The organism is Massilia sp. CT11-108, from assembly GCF_047302915.1.
Lineage (GTDB): Bacteria > Pseudomonadota > Gammaproteobacteria > Burkholderiales > Burkholderiaceae_D > Telluria > Telluria orientalis.
The window spans coordinates 1-3,886 of the sequence record NZ_JBKYMO010000503.1 but is presented as its reverse complement, the minus strand read 5'-3'; the positions used below and the strand labels follow the sequence as shown (position 1 = coordinate 3,886).

Below are 3,886 nucleotides of genomic sequence, written 5' to 3'. Positions count from 1 at the left end.
TTTTGTGGGGGGGGCCCCCCCCCCCCCCCCCCCCCCCCACCCCCCCCCCCGCCCCCCCCCGGGGGCCCGGCCCCCGCGCGCCGAGGGCGCGCGCTGCAAAGCCCGCATCGCTAACACAGCCTCCAAAAATCCTTCAACAATCTGCATATTGTTAGCAATTTTCCGCCAATAGCTATCCTCAAGGCATAAGATTTTTCTACCCTGCAGGTTTATTAGAAATACCTGGAGGAGATCCATGAAAGCCTTGTCCACGCTGTCCGCCGCATTGCTCGCGGCATTGCTCGCCGGTTGCGGCGGCGGCGGCGGTTCCGCATCGCCGGCAACCGCACCGGTTGCCGTCACGCCCGCACCGGCGCCTGCACCGACGCCAACGCCCACGCCGACACCCACGCCGACACCCACGCCCGCACCGACCGCAGGCACATACCCGAGCTACAACACGAATCCCATCCCGTCCGACATGTCGGGCATGTCGCACGACGCCCAGCAGATCGCGGCATCGATCCGCATCGGTTTCAACATCGGCAACACGATGGAAGCCATCGGCGGCGAAACGGCCTGGGGCAATCCGCTGATCACGAACGAACTCATCCAGACCGTCAAGAAAGCCGGCTTCAACGCCATCCGCCTGCCCGTGGCGTGGGACCAGTACGCGGACCAGAAGACGGGCCAGATCAGCGCCACCTGGCTCGCCCGCGTGAAACAGGTTGTTCAGTATTGTGTCGACAACGATATGTACGTTCTGGTCAACATCCACTGGGACGGCGGCTGGCTGGAAAAGAACATCACACCCGACAAGAAGGATGCCGTGAATGCCAAGCAGAAGGCATACTGGGAGCAGATCGCGACGACCTTGCGCGATTTCGACGACCACGTGATGTTCGCCAGCGCCAACGAACCGGCGACGGGCAACGAGCAGAATACCGACGTGCCGACGCTGAAAACGGCAGTCGCCGTCCTGCAGAGCTATCACCAGACCTTCGTCGACGCCGTGCGCTCCACCGGCGGCCGCAACGCCTACCGCGTGCTGGTCGTGCAGGCCCCGGAGACCAACATCGACCTGCTGGTGAAATACATGCCGACGCTGCCGGCCGACAAGGTCGCCGGCCGGATGATGGCCGAGATCCACTTCTACGCGCCGTTCAATTTCGCGCTGATGAACAAGGATGAATCCTGGGGCAAGCAGGCCTATTACTGGGGCGCGGGCAACCACTCGACGACGGATACCGACCGCAATCCGACGTGGGGCGAGGAAGACTACGTCGATGCCCAATTCGCGAGCCTGAAGACGGCGTTCGTCGACAAGGGCATTCCGGTCCTGCTCGGCGAATTCGCTGCCCAGCGTCGCACGAACCTGACGGGCGACTCGCTGGCGCTGCACCTCAAGTCGCGCAACTACTACCACACCTACGTCGTCAAGAAGGCCCGCGCCAACGGCGTGCTGCCGTTCTTCTGGGACGTCGGGGCACCGGACGACCAGTCGGGCAGCATCTTCGACCGCCGCACGTACCAGGTGCGCGGCCAGGCGACACTGGATGCGCTGATGGCGGGCCTCGCGCCCTGATTGCGCTAGACTGGCGGTCATGAAAACCGCCATCTTCAGTGCCCGTCCGTACGACAAATCGATGCTGTCGGACGCCAACCGGGAAGCCGGCCACGACCTGCGCTTCCTGGAAGACCGCCTGACGCCGTCGACGGCCGCACTCGCGACAGGCTGCGCGGCCGTCTGCGTCTTCGTCAACGACACGGTCGACGCAGAGGTCCTCGCGCTGCTCGCGCAGCAGGGCACGCGGCTGGTGGCGACGCGCTCCACCGGCTACAACCACATCGACGTCGCCGCGGCGGAACGGCTCGGCCTCGCCGTCGTGCGCGTCACGGACTATTCGCCGCACTCGGTGGCGGAATTCGCGGTGGGCCTGCTGCTGGCCGTCAACCGCAAGATCGCCCGCGCGAGCGCCCGCACGCGCGACGGCAACTTCGACCTGCACGGCCTGATGGGCTTCGACCTGCACGGCAAGACCGTGGGCGTGATCGGCACGGGCAAGATCGGCACGATCTTCGCCCGCATCATGACCGGCTTCGGGTGCACGGTGGTCGGCCACGACCGCTACCCGTCGCCCGCGTTCGAGGCGCTGGGCGGGCGCTACGCGAGCATCGACGAACTGCTCGACTGCAGCGACGTCGTCTCGCTGCACTGCCCGCTGACGGAAGAGACACGCCACATCGTGAACGCGGCATCGCTGGCGCGGGCGAAGCGGGGCAGCATCCTCGTGAACACGAGCCGCGGCGGACTGGTCGACACGGAGGCCGCGATTGCCGCGCTGAAGACGGGGCAGCTGGGCGGTCTCGCGATCGACGTGTACGAGCAGGAAGCGAGCCTGTTCTTCCAGGATCTGTCGTCGACGATCATCACGGACGACGTCATCCAGCGGCTGGTGTCGTTTCCGAATGTGATCGTCACCGGGCACCAGGCATTTTTCACGGTGGAAGCCATCGGACAGATCATGCGGACGACCATCGAGAGTTTGACGGCGTTCGAGCAGGGGCGGGACCTTGCGAATCAGGTCCGGGCGGACCCAAATATTTAAATAGGATATACAAACTGTGTCACAATCGTCGACGGCCGTGCACCGGCATGGCTCACGCGAGAAAGGACACCCATGTCGATCCGCGCCGTCGCGCTGGCTGCTGCCGGCCTCCTCTTCACTCTGAACGCCGGTGCCGGGCAGGCCGGGGCCGTCTCCAAACCCTCTTTGGACGGGATCCAGAGCATCACCGTCACGTCCCAGCGGAACCCGTCGAAATGGTTCCGCGCCGAGAGCCAGCACGTGATCCTGTACTCCGACACCAGCCAGGATGAGGCGCAGCGCCTGCTGGACAACCTGGAGCGGCTGGACGACCTGCTGCGCATCTACACGCAGGGCTATACGAGAACCAGCGGGCCGGAAAGCAAGATCACGTTCTATTACACGGCGCGCTTCGACGACCTGGCCCGCGTGGGCGCCGGGCTCGATGCGCCGACGCGGGAAACCGTCGGCGTCTACAGCAGTTGCACGGACGGCGTGGCGGGTTTCGGCGCGCAACTCGAGACCATCGACGCGCTCGACAACAGCAAGCTGGCAAGGTATCCGTTGAACGTCAGCCTGTCCTTCCTGTTCGAGGCGTATGCGCGGCATTTCCTGTACCGCCACACCGACCTGCGCGCCCCGACCTGGTTCATCGACGGCTTCGCGCATTATTTTTCCACCGTACGCTTCACGGACAACCGCATGTCGGTTGGCCGCTGGCCCACGATCCTCGGCCGCTACTTCCGCCTGCTGGACAGCGAAATGGGCACCTACGCGCTGTACTACCGCGACGTGCTGGAGCAGAACGAGGACGGCGGGTTGGGCGGGGAGGGCAAGCTGCGCCAGCAGGTCGAGTACGCGGCGCGTTCCTGGCTGGTCGTCCACTATGCGCTGTCGTCGGAGGACAACCGGCGCCGCCTGGGCGCCTACCTGAAGGCTTTCCATGACGGCGTGCCGTCCGTGCAGGCGTTCGAGCGGACCTTCGGCATCCGCGTGGACGACCTGTCGACGGCGATGTGGCGCTACCGCCTGAAAGGCCTGCAGGTGCTGCAGGTTGACCGGCCGGAGCTGCCGCGCGCCATTGTCAACTTGGACGTGCTGCCGGAAGCGTCGGACGACTTCCTGCTGGCCGAGGCTTCGCTGAAATCGTGCCCGTCCGACGCCACCCGGCAAGCGACGATCAGGCGGGTGCTCGACGCCGCGCCGCCTCCGGGACTATCCGTGAGCGTGCTGGTGCAGCGCACGGTGGCCCGCGCGCTGATCTACGCGGGCCGCAGCGCCGACGCGCTGCCGTACCTCGACGCGGCGCTGCGCAAGGA

At 65.7% G+C, this 3,886-nt stretch carries 3 protein-coding genes; all 3 read left to right on the top strand.

Going from position 1 to position 3,886, the window contains the following annotated elements:
• The first annotated feature begins 235 nt into the window (after positions 1–235).
• Entirely contained in the window at positions 236–1,564 is a 1,329-nt protein-coding gene (locus ACEN88_RS26270) for a glycoside hydrolase family 5 protein (RefSeq protein WP_413344402.1), read from the top strand.
• 19 nt (positions 1,565–1,583) lie between these two features.
• Positions 1,584–2,588, top strand: a complete 1,005-nt coding sequence (locus ACEN88_RS26265) for a 2-hydroxyacid dehydrogenase (RefSeq protein WP_413344400.1) — start codon at positions 1,584–1,586, stop codon at positions 2,586–2,588.
• A 72-nt stretch (positions 2,589–2,660) separates the two neighbouring features.
• On the top strand, positions 2,661–3,886 hold a 1,226-nt coding region (locus ACEN88_RS26260), incomplete at its 3' end, for a hypothetical protein (RefSeq protein WP_413344398.1).

Coding starts and splice junctions, on each gene's coding strand:
- ACEN88_RS26265 (WP_413344400.1), top strand. CDS start 1,584: ATGAAAACCGCCATCTTCAGTGCCCGTCCGTACGACAAATCGATGCTG.
- ACEN88_RS26270 (WP_413344402.1), top strand. CDS start 236: ATGAAAGCCTTGTCCACGCTGTCCGCCGCATTGCTCGCGGCATTGCTC.